Annotated in this window: 11 protein-coding genes; 10 read left to right on the forward strand and 1 reads right to left on the reverse strand. The window is 68.0% G+C overall.

Annotated features, from left to right (window positions below):
• Positions 1-118 precede the first annotated feature (118 nt).
• The 6 genes from QH196_RS14300 to QH196_RS14325 all read left to right on the forward strand — a co-directional run bounded on the left by QH196_RS14300 (position 119) and on the right by QH196_RS14325 (position 7,134).
• Entirely contained in the window at positions 119-421 is a 303-nt protein-coding gene (locus QH196_RS14300; RefSeq protein WP_033245431.1) for a YggT family protein, read from the forward strand.
• Between the two features lie 63 nt (positions 422-484).
• Positions 485-1,330 (forward strand): DivIVA-like cell division protein Wag31, encoded by an 846-nt coding sequence (gene wag31 / locus QH196_RS14305; RefSeq protein WP_280416274.1) that lies wholly within the window; start codon positions 485-487, stop codon positions 1,328-1,330.
• Positions 1,331-1,386: 56 nt separating this feature from the next.
• Positions 1,387-1,584: a hypothetical protein gene (locus QH196_RS14310; RefSeq protein WP_062978654.1), complete on the forward strand. Its 198-nt coding sequence runs from the start codon at positions 1,387-1,389 to the stop codon at positions 1,582-1,584.
• A 358-nt stretch (positions 1,585-1,942) separates the two neighbouring features.
• Complete coding sequence (gene ileS, locus QH196_RS14315) at positions 1,943-5,110, forward strand: isoleucine--tRNA ligase (protein ID WP_280416275.1); 3,168 nt, start codon at positions 1,943-1,945, stop codon at positions 5,108-5,110.
• A 298-nt stretch (positions 5,111-5,408) separates the two neighbouring features.
• A complete protein-coding gene (locus QH196_RS14320; RefSeq protein WP_280416276.1) occupies positions 5,409-6,338 on the forward strand; it encodes a hypothetical protein in 930 nt (309 codons plus the stop codon).
• A 280-nt stretch (positions 6,339-6,618) separates the two neighbouring features.
• Entirely contained in the window at positions 6,619-7,134 is a 516-nt protein-coding gene (locus QH196_RS14325; protein ID WP_280416277.1) for a C40 family peptidase, read from the forward strand.
• Between the two features lie 33 nt (positions 7,135-7,167).
• Here QH196_RS14325 and QH196_RS14330 read toward each other — a convergent pair whose 3' ends face one another.
• The gene (locus QH196_RS14330; protein ID WP_280416278.1) at positions 7,168-8,043 is read right to left on the reverse strand and encodes a UTP--glucose-1-phosphate uridylyltransferase; all 876 of its coding nucleotides are present in this window, start codon (positions 8,041-8,043) and stop codon (positions 7,168-7,170) included.
• Positions 8,044-8,553: 510 nt separating this feature from the next.
• Here QH196_RS14330 and QH196_RS14335 point away from each other — a divergent pair.
• The 4 genes from QH196_RS14335 to QH196_RS14350 form a co-directional block, all read left to right on the forward strand.
• The gene (locus QH196_RS14335; RefSeq protein ID WP_432279495.1) at positions 8,554-10,227 is read left to right on the forward strand and encodes a DNA polymerase IV; all 1,674 of its coding nucleotides are present in this window, start codon (positions 8,554-8,556) and stop codon (positions 10,225-10,227) included.
• 95 nt (positions 10,228-10,322) lie between these two features.
• Positions 10,323-10,829, forward strand: a complete 507-nt coding sequence (locus QH196_RS14340) for a hypothetical protein (RefSeq protein WP_280416279.1) — start codon at positions 10,323-10,325, stop codon at positions 10,827-10,829.
• A 310-nt stretch (positions 10,830-11,139) separates the two neighbouring features.
• The gene (locus QH196_RS14345; RefSeq protein WP_280416282.1) at positions 11,140-14,298 is read left to right on the forward strand and encodes an arabinosyltransferase domain-containing protein; all 3,159 of its coding nucleotides are present in this window, start codon (positions 11,140-11,142) and stop codon (positions 14,296-14,298) included.
• Between the two features lie 34 nt (positions 14,299-14,332).
• On the forward strand, positions 14,333-15,759 hold a 1,427-nt coding region (locus QH196_RS14350; protein ID WP_280416280.1), incomplete at its 3' end, for an HAD-IC family P-type ATPase.

Raw genomic sequence — 15,759 nt, forward strand, 5'->3', positions numbered from 1 at the left:
AACCGGTTTTAAACACCCAAAAATCGCGCCCGCCGCCCCCACCGGGGGCGCTACGTTGCCGGGACCGAAGTCGGCGCGGGCATTTTGCACCGCGCCGATTTTGCGGCAGAGTGAGACCGTGGCCTTGTTCGCGGTGCTGTACTTCGTACTGTTCATCTTCTGGCTGTTGCTGATCAGCCGGGTGATCGTCGAGTTCATCCGTAGTTTCGCCCGCGACTGGCGTCCCACCGGGGTGGTCGTCGTAATCCTCGAGGTGATCTTCACGATCACCGACCCTCCCGTGAAGCTGCTGCGACGGCTGATACCACCGGTCTCGCTGGGCGGAATTCGACTGGATTTGTCGATTATGGTCCTGCTGTTCCTGGTGTTCATCCTCATGTCCGTCGTCAGCGGCCTCGGCGGGTCGGTAGCTCCGGTGTGACAGAATGGTCCGAGAAGACTTGCCAGAGCCGCTAGATCTGACAACGCGCGAAGGGATCCTTCCATGCCGCTGACCCCAGCCGATGTGCACAACGTCGCGTTCAGCAAACCGCCTATCGGGAAACGCGGCTACAACGAGGACGAAGTCGATGCCTTCCTGGATCTGGTCGAGCAGGAACTTTCCCGCCTGATCGAGGAGAATGCGGACCTTCGCCAGCGGGTTGCCGAGCTCGATGCGGAGCTGGCCGACGCCAAGAGCAGCCGCGGTCCGGCCGGTGCCGGGCTCGGTAAACCGGTGCAGCAGGCGCCCCCGCCGGAACCGGTGAAACCGCCGGTCCAGGCGCCGCCTTCGGCCCCCATCCCGGCGGTTCCGGCCGCGCCCGCCGCGGCGGACGCCGGCGCCGACGCGAATATGCAGGCCGCGAAGGTGCTGAGCCTGGCGCAGGAGATGGCCGACCGGCTCACCAGCGACGCGAAAACCGAAGCCGAGAATTTGCTGGCCAATGCCCGCGCCAATTCCGAGCGGCTGGTCAACGATGCGCGGGCCCGGTCCGAAGAGATGGTTGCCGACGCCCGGCACAAATCGGATGCCATGCTGTCGGATGCGCAGACCCGGTCCGACAGCCAGCTGCGGCAGGCCAAGGAGAAGGCCGATGCGCTGCAGGCCGATGCCGAGCGCAAGCACACCGAGATCATGGGCACCATCACCCAGCAGCGCAATGTCCTCGAGAGCCGGATCCAGACCCTCAAAACCTTCGAACGTGAGTATCGGGTGCGCTTGAAATCGTATCTGGAATCGCAGCTCGAAGAGCTGGAGAACCGTGGGTCGGCCGTACCGGTGGACGAGGGTGACACCTTCGATACCGGGGCCAACCAGCTTGCCCCCGCATCGTTCGGCCAGGGCGAGTAAGCGCTCGATACCGCTGGGCGCGAACGGGCACCCGGCCTGCTGTCCTGGGGGTCATCATGCTTGTCTTGACACTGGCGCTCGCCGCAATCGGCCTGGTTCTGCTGATCCTGTCGCTGACCACCGGGTCGGTGGTCTGGGCCTGGGGCTGCATCGTGGTGTGCGGACTCGGTGCTGTGGTGTTGCTGGTGAGCGCACTGTCGATGCGCGCACCCGAGGAGGAGTTGCCGCCGCGGGATCAGCACGCGAAACACTGACGAGGACTACTGCGAACGAGAACCGAACTGTCCTTCCGTGCTGTGCGGCGGGGCGGGCCTTATAAGTAGTTGACCGTCACGGTTAGAATCAAACCTGACAGGCGACGATCCGGCCATCACCGGGGAGCTTTCGGAAGAACGGCGCCGTGCAGCGGCTCTCCTGCGCTGCCGGACATGCTCAGTAGAACCGAACGGGGTCAGCCCGTCACAGCTGGAAACGAGTGGTCCGCCCGCCCTGCCGGGCAGGTGGACAAGCGGGGTGGTACCGCGGTACCGGAGCACCGATTGCGCCGGTCGTCGTCCCCGTGCCGGATACGAGAGCGCTGCGGCGCCGGGCACGAGGAGATGTGAATCCGCGATGGCGGACGAGAATTCCAGCAGCAGCGCATACCCGCGCGTCGATCTCGGCGGCGGATCGGGCGTGACCTTCCCCGAGATGGAACGGGCCGTCCTGGACGCATGGGCCGCCGACGGAACCTTCCGCGCCAGCATCGACAACCGCACCCCCGCGCCGGAGGAGGAGGGCCAGGCCGCCGCCGGCGAGTTCGTGTTCTACGACGGCCCGCCGTTTGCCAACGGTCTGCCGCATTACGGTCATTTGCTCACCGGATACGTCAAAGATGTCATCCCACGTTTTCAGACCATGCTCGGGAAACGGGTCGATCGGCGATTCGGCTGGGACTGCCACGGACTGCCCGCGGAAATAGAAGCGGAGAAGCAGCTCGGTATCACGGACAAATCACAGATCGACTCGATGGGTCTCGCGGAATTCAATGCGGCGTGCAAGAATTCGGTACTCCGCTATACCGGGGAATGGCGCGACTATGTGACCCGTCAGGCGCGCTGGGTGGACTTCGACAACGATTACAAGACCCTCGATCTCGACTTCATGGAGTCGGTGATGTGGGCATTCAAATCGCTGTACGAGAAGGGCCTGATCTACCAGGGTTTCCGGGTGCTGCCCTACAGCTGGTACGAGCAGACGCCGCTGTCGAATCAGGAAACCAGGCTCGACGACGCCTACAAGATGCGTCAGGATCCGGCGGTCACCGTGGATATGGTGCTGCGGGTACCGGCCGAGCATCCGCTGGCCGGACTCGACGGTGCGGCGGCACTGGTCTGGACCACCACTCCGTGGACGCTGCCGTCCAACCTCGCGATCGCGGTGCACCCGGATGTGCGCTACGTGCAGGTGCGTGGCGTCGACGGTAAGCGCTACCTGCTGGCCGCCGAACGGCTCGGCCACTATGCCCGTGAACTCGGCGAGGAGCCGGCGGTACTCGATGAATACGACGGCGCCGCGCTGGTCGGACTCGAGTATCAGCCGCCGTTCGACTTCTTCGCCGGCCATCCCCGGGCGCACCGGGTGCTGTCCGCCGACTATGTCGCGACCGACTCCGGTACCGGCCTGGTGCATCTCGCGCCCGCGTTCGGTGAAGAGGATATGGACGTATGCAGCGCCAACGGGATCGAACTGGTGCAGCCGCTCGATCCGGGCGGCAAGTTCACCTCGATGGTGCCCCCGTACGAGGGGCTGATGGTCTTCGACGCCAACCCGGTGATCATCAAGGACCTCAAGGCCGCCGGGAAACTGCTGCGGCACGAAACCATCGAGCACTCCTATCCGCACAGCTGGCGGTCGGGGCAGCCGCTGATCTATATGGCGGTGCCGTCCTGGTTCGTCGGGGTGACCGAGTTCCGCGACCGGATGGTGGAGCTGAACAAGCGGGTCAACTGGGTGCCCGAACATATCCGGGACGGCCAGTTCGGCAAATGGCTCGAAGGCGCCCGGGACTGGAACATCAGTCGTAACCGCTACTGGGGCAGCCCGATCCCGGTGTGGACCTCCGACGACCCCGCCTATCCCCGTATCGACGTCTACGGTTCGCTCGACGAACTGGAACGCGATTTCGGGGTGCGGCCCACGGATCTGCACCGGCCGATGATCGATGAACTGACCCGGCCCAACCCCGATGATCCGACGGGGCGCTCGACGATGCGCCGGGTACCGGAGGTGCTGGACTGCTGGTTCGAATCGGGTTCCATGCCCTTCGCCCAGGTGCACTACCCGTTCGAGAACAAGGACTGGTTCGACTCCCATTTCCCGGGCGATTTCATCGTCGAGTACAACGGGCAGACCCGCGGCTGGTTCTACACCCTGCATGTGCTGGCCACCGCGCTGTTCGACAGTCCCGCGTTCTCCAACGTGGTCGCGCACGGCATCGTGCTGGGCGACGACGGCCTGAAGATGAGCAAGTCCAAGGGCAACTACCCGGATGTGAACGAAGTGTTCGAGCGCGACGGCTCCGACGCCATGCGCTGGTTCCTGATGAGTTCACCGGTACTGCGCGGCGGCAACCTCATCGTCACCGAACGCGGTATCCGGGAGGGCGCGAGCCATGCGCTGCGGCCGCTGTGGAACGCCTGGACCTTCCTCCAGCTCTACGCGCCCGAAACCGGTACGTGGCGTACGGATTCGGCGAATGTGCTGGATCGCTACATCCTGGCGAAGCTGGCGCAGACCCGGGACGTGATGACCGCGGCGCTGACGGAGTTCGATATCGCCGGGGCCTGTGAGGAGCTGCGGACCTTCGCCGACGCGCTCACCAACTGGTATGTGCGCCGGTCGCGTTCGCGCTTCTGGGCCGAGGACCGGGACGCGGTCGATACCCTGCACACCGTGCTGGAGGTCGCGACCCGGCTGGCGGCACCGCTGCTGCCGCTGGTGACCGAGGTGATCTGGCGCGGTCTCACCGGGGGCCGATCGGTGCATCTGGCCGATTGGCCCGCCGCCGATACGCTGCCCGCCGACCCGGAACTGGTCGCGGCGATGGACGAGGCGCGCACCGTATGCTCGACCGTGCTGAGCCTGCGCAAAGCGCAGCAGCTGCGGGTCCGGTTGCCGCTGGCGGAGGTGACCATCGCCGCCGCCGACGCCGACCGGCTGGCGCCCTACGCCGATATCATCGCCGACGAGGTGAACGTCAAAAAGGTCGATCTGACCACCGATGTCGCCGCGCACGGCCGGTTCGAACTGGCCGTCAACGCCCGCGCGGCGGGGCCGCGGCTGGGTCGCGAGGTCCAGCAGGTGATCAAGGCGGTCAAGGCCGGCGAGTGGACGGAAAGCGCCGACGGTGTGGTCACCGCGGCCGGAATCGAGTTGCTGCCCGAGGAATACACGCAGCGGCTCGTGGCCGCCGAACCGGAATCCACCGCGGCGCTGCCCGGTAATGCCGGGCTGGTGGTGCTCGATTCGGTGGTCACCGAGGAACTCGAGGCCGAGGGCTGGGCCCGCGATCTCATCCGGGACCTGCAGGAGACCCGGAAATCGCTGGGCCTGGATGTTTCCGACCGGATCACCGCGACGCTCGAAGTTCCGGCGGACCGGCAGGAGTGGGCGCGGACCCATCGCGATCTCATCGCCGGTGAAGTCCTCGCTGTGGAGCTGGACTTCGGCGCGGTCGGCTCGGAGGGCGCCGAGCTGACGGGCGGTTCACGAGCGCGGATCGCGAAGGTCGAGCGGTAGGGAGGTCCGCCCCGGGCTCGTGCCTTCCCCATTGATCGGTGGTGTGCGAGGAGATCAGCGCACACCACCGATCCACCCGGCTTCTCCGGTCCAGGCGAGCGGTGACCAGGCTTTACGCCTGCAGCCGCTTCGCGAACACCATCGTCGCGACGTCCTACGCTTCTTACGGTGGTTGCCGGGCCTCGTCGTACGGATGTCGGCAGTGTTCCGGCGCTGTGCGCGAACGTCTCCGGAGGGGGAGGTGCCCGAGAGGTTATCGCCATGACCGAGACGGAGTGTCCCACTAGGGTATGCACCTATGGCTTCGGACAATCCCGACGAGTGGTGGCAGCACGCGCCCGAGGGTCAACAGAAGAAGGATGCCCCGTCGGGGCAGTGGCAACAGGGTTATCAGTCCCAGGGCGGTCAGCCGGCGGTGCAGTGGGGGCAGACCGCGGGACAGGTCCCGCAGCCTGTTCCGCAGTCGGGCGCATGGGAAGTGCCGCCGCTCGGCTCCGGTGGGCAGGGAGGCCCGCCGCGGAACAACAATGCCACCCTGATCGCGGTGCTGGCCGTGGTGGTGGTTCTGGTGCTGGCCGGTGTGGCCGGGCTGGTGATCCTACGGTCGGGGGGATCGGAGGAGAACACCGCCGCGGCGGCGAGCACCACCACGGAAACGACCGGTGCGACAACGACTACGGCCGCCGAGACGACCACGAGTGCGGCTCCTCCGGTGGAAGGCGCACCGGCTCTGAAGGAGGGCCTGTCGCCGGTCGTGCTGTTCGGCCCCACCTTCGAGGACGGTGAGGACACCTACACCATGGCCTTCAAGGATTGGCCGTTCGCATTCCGGACGCCGGGGTCCTGGGGCTGTATGAAGGGGTCGATCGACACCATCCCGGATGCCCAGGCGTGGGGGTGTATCGACGAGGGGGATTCCTCGGCCGATCAGCGAGTGAACCTGATGTTGCGTAAATGCCCGTCCACCTGTGACGCGGCAACGCGTGCCGGGTTCGACGCGGACTGGTTCGACAAGGAAGGTGCGGCGAAGCAGTTCGACCCGAACACCTCGTATGTCGAGACGCCCACGAACGACAAGGGCATGTACACCATCGACCTCAGCCGGTATGTCGCCGCCGAGCCCGGCGGTGAACCGGTCTGGCAGGTGGGCGTCTTCGTCGAGTCGCCGTCGGCCACCAAGGACGCGGTCCTGAAGACCTTGAACGACATCCTGACGCAAACGCAATAAACATTTTTGTGATTTAGATCACATGCTAGATGTTTGCCAGGTTACTTGGTGAACGCCCTTCTGCCGGGCACAATCATCGCGATACCGCTGCGAACGTTCCCTCGGGAGCAGCGGGAACGGTGATCATTTCGCTCGGTTCTACCTGAGTGGGGTTGCGCCGGAGTGGATTCGCTCCGGCGTAGCTCCAGTGGTCCGCGGTGGCCGGCTGCTCGGCGGATGCCGCGAGTAAACCGGGGCGCCGCATGGTGTCTCGTGCATCGACCGGCAGAAGGGTGGGCACGTGATCGGGATCGCACTGCGGCGAGGTATCGCCGGCTTACTTCTCACCACCGCCGTCACCGCGGTCGCGGCCGCACCGGGTTGGGCACAACCCTCCGGCAGCGCGAGCGGATCGGCCTCCGGCTCCAGTTCACTCAGCGCCAGCGGGTCGGCCGGGCTTCCGGTATCGACCCTCGCCGGCCTCGGCGCCCTCGCCGCCGCCACGACACAGACCGGAAAGATGTACGAATGGGGGGCCACCGGACCGGACACCTGGGACTGTTCGGCCCTGGTACAGTGGGCATTCCGCCAGGTCGGGGTGGCGCTACCACGCACCACCTGGGAACAGGCGGAGGTCGGCGCGGCGGTGCCCCCGTATGCGCTGGCCGTCGGTGATGTGGTGATCATCAACCGCGATGCGTCCCATGTCGGTATCTACGCCGGAAACGGGCAGGTGCTCAACGCCTACGGCGCCGGTGTCCCGGTCGGGCTCACGCCACTCGAACACTTCTACGTGCACAGCATCCGGCGCTTCTGAGTCGTCCGAGCCGGCCGGCGATCCGGGACCCGCTCACTCCACCTGACGCCGCAGCAGCGGGCCGTAGTCGGGATGGGCCAGCGCGGAGGCGAACTGCGCGACGAGGTAGTCGCCGGGGTTGCCGGTGTCGTACCAGCGGCCCTGGATGACCTGCCCGTACACGGCGTGATCGGCGGCGTAGGCGTTGATCGAATCGGTCAGGTACACCTCACCGGTGCGATGGGTGTACCAGTTCTCTGTCTGCGTGCGCAGTTCGTCGACAATGCCGGGCGTGACGACATAGCCGCCGATCGCCGCATAGGCCGATGGCGCGTCGGCGGGTTTCGGCTTCTCCACCAGGCCGGAGATCCGCAGCAATCCGTCGTCCAGATCCTCGCGCACCACCGGAACGCCGTAGCGCTGGGATTCGTTCGGGTTCATCGGCATCAATGCCAGCACCGGGCATCCGGTGGCCTCGTAGGCGCGGATGAGCTGCTGTGCGCGCGGAACCTCGGCCACGAACACATCGTCGGGCCACAGCACCAGCATCGGCTCGTCGCCGGCGGCCCGGGCCGCATTCAGCACCGGGGTGCCGTTACCGTACGGGCCGTGCTGATCGAGGTAGGTGATATGCCCGAGCCGCGACAGTTCGCCGACCTCTTCCACGGCATCGGCGTAGGCGGTCTTACCGTCGGCGCGCAGCTGCGCCACCAGCGCCGGATTGGGCCGGAAATGATCCTGGATCAGCGATTTTCCGCCACTGACCACGATCGTGATATCGGTGATACCGGAAGCCACCAGCTCGCGCACCGTATGCTCGATCACCGGCTTGTCGCCGACCGGCAGCATCTCCTTGGGGATCGCCTTCGTCAGCGGCAGCAGCCGGGAGCCGATACCGGCAGCGGGAATGACAGCCTTGCGGATCATCATGGGGCCGAGTTTATGGCGCGCCCGGGTCGCGCGGGGGTTCCGGGCCCAAGGTTGCGCGTTTCCGCTCTCCGGATGTCGCGGGTGACCTCGCCGAACCCGCTCCCGGGCGGCGGCCGGCCGAATCCGCCGACGTGGTGCGGAACCCAGCGGGGCTTCGGCGATCCCGTGCGGAACCGAATCGTCCCACCGGAGCGCGGTGGGTTCGGCGCGGCACTGCGAGCCCTCGGCGGCCGAATCGGTCCGGCGATCGCCGGACTCCGCAGCCGGTTGCTTGCGTGATGAGCGGCCGGGGCCTGCTGTGGTCCCGTCCTCCGGCAATCAGACGCTCCAGGCGACCACCGAGCGGGCAGAGTGCTCGACGCCGGACAGATATCGGGGCCGGCAGTGCCCGCCTGTGCGGTCTGGCGGGTCGGCTGTCGGTGTTCGCGCGTAGATTGCGCGGTATGTACCAACAGGGGCGTGACCAGTGGTGCGAGTGATGTGGGCCGGGTCCCCGCGGGCCCACAGGTGGTGAGTGGCGAGGGCCCGGAACGTCGTTCCGGAGCAGCTCGGCACGCGTTCGCCGGGGAAACGGCGCGGCGCTGGGTGCTGCATATCGATATGGATGCGTTCTTCGCCTCCTGTGAGCAGCTCACCCGGCCGACGTTGCGGGGCCGTCCGGTACTCGTCGGGGGGACCGGGGCGCGTGGGGTGGTGGCGGGGGCCAGTTACGAGGCGCGGGTGTTCGGGGCGCGGTCGGCGATGCCGATGCATCAGGCGCGGCGGTTGGTCGGGGTGACGGCGGTGGTGGTGCCGCCGCGGGGGGCGCTATACGGCGTGCTGAGCGGGCGAGTGTTCGATACCTTGCGGTCGCGGATTCCGGTACTCGAAACACTGTCGTTCGACGAGGCGTTCGGGGAACCCGCGGAACTGGCGGGTGCGAGTGTGTCCGCGGTGCTGGATTTCTGCGCGGAGCTGCGGGCGGCGGTGCGGGAAAGTACGGGGCTGGTGGCTTCGGTGGGTGTGGGTACGGGCAAGCAGCTCGCCAAGATAGCTTCGGGAATGGCCAAACCGGACGGGATCAGGGTGATCGCGCCCGGTGAGCAGCAGGGGTTGCTGGCCGGGTTGCCGGTCCGCAAACTCTGGGGGATCGGGCCGGTGGCGGAGAGCCGGCTGCGAGCCCTGGGGATCGAAACGGTCGGGGCGTTCGCGGCTTTGCCCGAGGTGGAGGCCGTATCGATCCTGGGCGGAAGTATCGGCGCCGCGCTGCACCGGCTGGCCCGCGGTATCGATGATCGGCCGGTCGCCGAGCGTGCCGAGGCGAAGCAGATCAGTGCCGAAACCACCTACGAGACCGATATCGTCACGCTGGAAGGCTTACGCCCGGCGATCACCGAGATGGCCGCGGCCGCGCACCGCCGGCTGGTGCGCGACGGGCGGGCCGCGCGCACCGTGGTGCTGAAACTCAAACGTGCCGATATGAGTATCACCACGCGGTCCAGCACCCTGCCCTACGCGACCGAGGACCTGGCCACGCTCACCTCCGCGGCTCAGCGGGCGGCGCTGGACCCGCGGGACCTGGGGCCGGTGCGGCTGGTGGGGGTCGGGTACGCAGGATTGTCGGCGATCCGGCAGGAATCGCTGTTTCCCGAATTGGACCGGCTGGGCGCGGATTCCACGGACCCGGGTGCGGACACCGCCGACCTCGGCGAAACGGTATCGCCGGCGCGCGATCTCGCGAGCGGGTCACCGGGCGACGATACGAATGGACCGGTGGGGCAGGGGGTCCCTGCGGCACCCTCGGTTGCGGGGCCGGCGGACGGCGAACCGGGTCCGGACGGCACGGAGCTGCCGGTGGCTGCGCCCGAGTTCGTGGCACCAGAGCAAGAGAGCTCTGTGGATTCGGTGAGAACTACCGTGGGCAACACCCCTTCCGGGGCCTCGGCCGGGCCCGCCGCCGAGTCGCGCGCCGAAACCGTCGGCGCGGCGGCGGATCCGGGAGTAACCGCTGGTGGAGTCGTGAACTGGCGGGCCGGATCGGATGTCGTGCATCCCGAATTCGGTTTCGGCTGGGTTCAGGGAGCGGGCCACGGGCGGGTGACCGTGCGGTTCGAGTCCCGCTCGACAGGGCCGGGGATCGCGCGTACTTTCTCTGCCGACAACACCGAGTTGCGCCCTGCGGACCCGCTCGGCAGCCTGTCCTGAATCCCGCCGGGTAGGTTGGTGCCGGGCAGCGTCGCCGGTTCCGGTGGGGCTGCCGCAGCGCATGACACCGAACCCCGAACGCAAAGGACGAGCAGTTGAAGCTTCGCAAAACCGGACGTATCGCGATCGCCGGCCTGGCCGCCGCGGCCGCGCTGACCCTGACGGCGTGTGGTAGCGATGATTCCGACTCGGACACCGCAGCGGCGACGAGCACCACGGCCGCGGCCGAGACCACGGAGGCGGAGGCCGATACGCCGCCCGTCCCGACCCCGGCCGATCTGAACACCCAGCTCCAGCGCGCGCTCGACCCGAACGTTCCGAACGAGGAAAAGCTGGAGATGGTCCAGGGCGCCGAGGCGGACCCGGAGCTGCCGTCGAAGCTGAGCCAGTTCTACGCCCAGTCGGGCGCCACGATCGAGGTCACCGAGGTACAGGATTTCGGGACCGAGATCCAGGCCAAGGCCAATCTCACGCTGAACGGCCAGACCAGCGTGGCGGATGTGCCGTTCGTGGCCGAGGACGGGGTGTGGAAGGTCCAGCAGCAGTGGACCTGCACCATGCTCGCCAACGCGCAGATCCAGTCGCCTGCTTGCGCGGCCTGAGTCGGGCGTATACCGAATCGGCCGGTCCGCACTCGTGCGGGCCGGCCGATTTTCTGTCGGGTGGACCTCTCGCCGGCCCGGCACGGACGGGCTGGGTACAGCGTCGGCACGAACTGCCGCGCTCCTCGCCCGGCCGCGCAAGCGCTGGTCCGGGCCCTGCGCCGGTGTGCACCGGTGCCGACGCCCGGACCGCGGGTATCTGTGGATGAGCCCGCCGTGATCGCGCCCGTTAGGATGGCGCTCCGTGGCTGACACGATGGTGGTGGCGGCGTCCGAGCCGGCAGAGATCTCCGATAGTCCCCGGCCCCGAATGCGGGGCGGCTGGGCACGGCCGGTGGCCCTGGTGTCGGCACTGATCGGCGCGTTGCTCGCGGTAGCGGTTCCGTTCCTGCCGGTGCGGGTGGACGCCGCGACGCTGTCCTGGCCGCAGGACGATTCCGCCGCGTCGATCGAGGCGCCGCTGGTCGCCTACGCGCCGTTGAGCTTCGAAGCCACCGTGCCCTGCGCGGCGATCCAGCAGCTGCCCGCCGGCGGGGTGCTCTCCGCCACGGCGCCCTACGGGGCACCCGATCTGGAGCGGTACGGGTTCCTGGCCCGGGTCCGGCCGCCCACGCCCGAATCGGGACCTGTTCTCGATGTGGTGCTGCGTAACCAGTCGCTGTTCAGCGTGCCGGTGGCCGAACTGGCGCCCGGGTGTGAGCTCACCGTGGGCGCGGGGATGACCGAAGCCGTGGCCACGCTCACCGGGCACGAGCCCGTGGTGCTCGGCGGGGATTACCGGCCGCAGATGGTGGGTGTGTTCAGCGATCTCGCCGACCCGGCCGGTGCCAGCGTCACCGCAGAGGTGGACAGCCGGTTCAGCTCCACCCCGACCCTGGTGAAACGCCTCGCCATCTGGGCGGCCGTGCTGGCGACCGTGATCTCGCTGGTGGCCCTGCACCGCCTGGACAACCTCGACGGCCGTCGCGCCCGCCGCTTCCTGCCCGCCCGCTGGTGGACCTTCCGGCCGGTGGATTTCGTGGTGCTCGGCACGCTGGTGCTCTGGCATTTCATCGGCGCCACCACATCCGACGACGGCTATCAGTTCGGGATGGGCCGCACCTCGCAGGTGGCGGGGTATATGGCGAACTACTTCCGGTACTTCGGCGTGCCGGAGAACCCGATCGGTACTCCGTATTACGACCTCATCGGGCTGATGGCGGATGTGACCACCGCCAGTCCGTGGGTCCGGCTGCCGACGTTGCTGGCGGGGATCGTGGCCTGGATGGTGATCAGCCGGGAGGTGGTGCCCCGGTTCGGGGCCGCGCTGCACCGCAACCGGTTCGTGCCGTGGACCGGTGCGCTGGTTTTCCTCGCGGTGTGGTTGCCGTACAACAACGGCCTGCGGCCGGAGCCGCTGGTCGCACTCGGTGTACTGCTCACCTGGTGTTCGGTGGAGCGCGGGATCGCGACCCGGCGGTTGCTGCCGTTCGCGGTCGCCATTCTGATCGCGGCGTTCAGCTGTACGGCGGGCCCGCACGGGGTCATCTGTATCGCCGCGCTGCTGGCAGGACTGCGCCCGCTGTTCAAGATCGTTTCGGCGCGGGCGCGGCGGGTCGGCTGGCTCGCGCAGCTGCTCCCGCTCGGGGCCGCGGGCGTGCTGGTGCTCGTCGTCGCCTTCGCGGACCAGACGTTCAGCGCCATGCAGGAAATGAGCCGGGTGCACAAACTGGCCGGGCCGAATGTGCTGTGGTTCGACGAGTACCTCCGCTACCAGTACTTGTTCATGGGCACGGTGGACGGTTCGCTGGCCCGCCGGTTCGGTATCTTCGTGATGGTCGCCGGCCTGGCGGTGTGCCTGCTGACCCTGTTGCACAAGGGCGGCCGGATCCCGACCGCCGCGGTGGGGCCCTCGCGCCGGATCCTCGGGGTCACCATCGGCGCCATGGTGCTCATGATGACGACGCCGACCAAGTGGACCCACCATCTCGGAGTTTTCGCCGGGCTGGCGGGTGCGGTCGCGGTGCTCACCGCGGTGGCGGTCGGGCCGCGGGTGATGCGCGGGCCGCGTAACCGGGCGTTGTTCGCCGCCGGGGTGGCGTTCCTGATGGCGATGGTGTTCTCCGGGCCCAACGGCTGGTGGTACGTCTCCTCATTCGGTATTCCGTGGTGGGACAAACAGCCCTCGATTGCCGGTATCGCCCTGAACAAGGTCTTCCTGCTGGGGGCGGTATTGCTGCTCGCGCTGGCCGCATGGTGGCATGTGCGGGCACCCGATACCGGACATCATCGGATCTCCCGGTTGGGCTGGCGCTTCGCGAAGATTCCGCCGCTCACGGTGGCGGCCGCGTTCATGGTGCTCCTCGAGGTCGCCTCGTTCGCCAAGGGCGCGGTCAGCCAGTATCCGGCGTTCTCCCTGGCCGGCTCCAACTTCGGTGCGCTCACCGGAAACGCATGCGGGCTGGCCCCGCATGTCCTGGTGGAAACCGATCCGAACCGCGGCATGCTCACCCCGCTGGCCGGTGATCCGGCCACCACACTGGCCGGTAACGGCAGTACCGGTTTCGCGCCGACCGGTGTGGCGGCGGACCTGAGCGCCGACAGCGAACAGGGCGCCGATGCCGCGATCGCCGATTCGATGGGGAATGAGGGCGGCGGCACCGGGGTCGCCACCGAAACCGCCGGTCCCGCCCTGCCATTCGGTCTCGATCCTGCGACCCCGGTACTGGGCAGTTTCCAGGCCGACGGTCCGGCGGAACTGACCAGCGGCTGGTTCCGGCTGCCGCCCGTCGCCGACCGTGCCGATATCCTCGCCGTGAGCGCCGCCGGCCGGATCTGGTCCCGCGACGCCGACGGGGTCGTCACCCACGGACAGTCCTTCGAACTCGAATTCGGGTCCACCACCGCCCCCGGCGCCTCGGCCACCGAACCGGTGGCACTGCGCCGGGTGAACCCGATCGATATCGGTCCCGCGCCGTCCTGGCGTAACCTGCGGGTTCCGCTGGAGCCGTACGCCGATGCCGATACCGTGCGTATCGTCGCCCACGACCGGGACCGCGATCCGCGGCAGTGGCTCGCCTTCACCCCGCCACGGATGCCGCAGACCCAGGACCTGAACAGCGTGGTCGGGTCCACCGATCCGGTGCTGCTCGACTGGGCTGTCGGGCTGCAGTTCCCGTGCCAGCGGCCGTTCGACCACCGCACCGGTATCGCCGAGGTGCCGAAGTACCGCATCCTGCCGGACCGGGTCGGCGCCCACGACACCAGCTTGTGGCAGAACCACGACGGTGGCGGCCCGCTCGGCTGGACCGAACTGCTGTTGCACGCCCGCACCCTGCCGACCTACCTGAACCACGACTGGGACCGCGATTGGGGCCAGCTCCAGCAGTTCCTGCCGCGGGATCCGGACGCGGTACCCGCCCGTCCACAGATCACGCAGGAGGATCACCCGGGCACCTGGACACCGGGCCCGATCAACGTCGCCTGGTGAGCCGCCGGCCGCCGCGCTGGTTACGCTGACCGTCATGTCGACAACTGTGGAGGCTGTCGGGTCGTCCGGGCTCACCGCCGCCGAGGTGGACCGGCGGCGCCGGGACGGGCTCACCAACGATGTACCGGACCGGGCCAGCCGCTCGGTCCGCGATATCGTCCGGGCGAATGTTTTCACCCGGATCAACGCCATCCTGGGTGTGCTGTTCGTCCTGGTCATGGCCACCGGTTCGGTGATCGACGGAATGTTCGGACTGCTGATCGTGGCCAACAGCGCGGTCGGCATCATCCAGGAGGTCCGGGCGAAGCGGACGCTGGACCGGCTGGCGATCGTGGGCCAGGCCCGGCCCACCGTGCGCCGCGACGGCCGCGCCGAGCAGATCGCGCCCAAGGATGTGGTGCTCGACGATCTGATCGAACTGGGCCCCGGCGATCAGATCGTGGTCGACGGTGTGGTCGCCGAAGCCGAACTGCTCGAAATCGATGAATCGCTGCTCACCGGCGAATCCGACGATGTCGCCAAAGAGGCGGGCGCGCAGGTGCTCTCGGGTAGCTACGTGGTGTCCGGTTCGGGCGCCTATCGCGCCACCAAGGTCGGCAAGGACGCCTACGCCGCAAAACTGGCCGAGGAGGCCAGCAAGTTCACGCTGGTGAATTCGGAGCTGCGCAACGGGATCGACACGATCCTGAAGGTCATCACCTACCTGCTCATCCCGGCCGGTGCGCTGAGTATCTACAACCAGCTGGTGTCCAGCGGGGAATCCTGGCGGCCCGCGGTTACCGGGATGGTGGCGGCGCTGGTGCCGATGGTGCCGGAGGGCCTGGTGCTGATGACCTCCATCGCGTTCGCGGTGGGGGTGATACGGCTGGGGCAGCGTAAATGCCTGGTGCAGGAGTTGCCCGCGATCGAGGGCCTGGCGCGGGTGGACGTGGTGTGCGCGGACAAGACCGGCACACTGACCGAGAACGGGATGCGCCTGGCCGAGCTCCGCATGTTCGACGACAGTGCGGGCGCGGAAGCCGCCGCGCGGCAGGCACTGGCGGCGATGGCGGCCGACGATCCGCGGCCGAATGCCAGTGTGCAGGCGATCGCGGAGGCGCTGCCGGATACTCCCGGCTGGGAATACACCGCGGTGGCCCCGTTCTCGTCGGCGAAGAAATGGAGCGGTTTCTCCTACGGCGAGCACGGCGACTGGCTGCTCGGAGCTCCCGATGTGCTGCTGGACCCGGGTTCGGCCGACGCCCGGGCCGCCGAGGAACTGGGTGCCACCGGCCTGCGGGTGCTGCTGCTCGCCCGCGGGGACCGGGCCGTGGACGCACCCGATGCGCCCGGCACGATCACGCCCGTGGCGCTGGTGGTGCTGGAGCAGAAGGTCCGGCCCGATGCCCGCGACACCCTGGACTATTTCGCGAGTCAGGACGTGTCCATCAAGGTCATCTCGGGTGACAACGCCGTCTCGGT

The sequence above is a fragment of the Nocardia carnea genome (genome assembly GCF_029868325.1).
Lineage (GTDB): Bacteria > Actinomycetota > Actinomycetes > Mycobacteriales > Mycobacteriaceae > Nocardia > Nocardia carnea_C.